At 59.8% G+C, this 565-nt stretch carries 2 protein-coding genes; both read right to left on the bottom strand.

The window, feature by feature from the left end; genetic code table 11:
• Positions 1 to 112: 112 nt before the first annotated feature.
• Entirely contained in the window at positions 113 to 265 is a 153-nt protein-coding gene (locus AACY45_RS27645; RefSeq protein ID WP_339548644.1) for a hypothetical protein, read from the bottom strand.
• A 45-nt stretch (positions 266 to 310) separates the two neighbouring features.
• Positions 311 to 565 (bottom strand): integrase core domain-containing protein (locus AACY45_RS27640; protein ID WP_339548643.1); only part of this gene is annotated, 255 nt, incomplete at its 5' end.

Raw genomic sequence — 565 nt, 5'->3', positions numbered from 1 at the left:
AGCCGACTATTATCAAACCACGGCCAAAGGCCGCGATCTGCTGTTTAGCGAAGCGTTTCGCTAGCTCTAGACTTGCACCGAAAGCTGTACGACAGCGCGAGCCAGCTCGACGCTAGCTGGTCGCTGGCTTCTCCGAGATCATCAGAGAGAACGCCGTGATCTCCTCAAGGTGGGGGAATTCGTCCGTCTCCCGGCCCCACCAGCTCTGCGCATCTTTGTAAAAGATGTGCAGGAATTTGTGGTAGCGATCGTAGAACTCGGACATGTTCAGTTTCGGCCGCTTGATCCCCGCTGACCTGCCCCTGAAGTTTCACCCAGAAGCGGTTAGAGTCTCGGCGGATGTTACGCCGTTCGGCGCGGTGTGAGCAACGTGCGATCGGCGGAGCTGGTCGGGGTTGCGCAGCCGATCGCACGTTGCGGTGAGGTGGGCGGCATAGGCCGCAGGGGTCAGATAGCCGAGCGAGGAATGCGGGCGTTGGCCGTTGTAGTCGCCGACCCAATCCGCAATCTTCGCTCGGGCGTGATCGAGGCCGAAGAACAAGGTTTCGTTGAGAAGCTCGTCCCG

The organism is Pseudomonas sp. RA_35y_Pfl2_P32 (assembly GCF_963970735.1).
Taxonomy (GTDB): Bacteria; Pseudomonadota; Gammaproteobacteria; order Pseudomonadales; family Pseudomonadaceae; genus Aquipseudomonas.
Note: the sequence above shows the minus strand (reverse complement) of the source record. Positions and strands in the feature narration are given on the sequence as shown.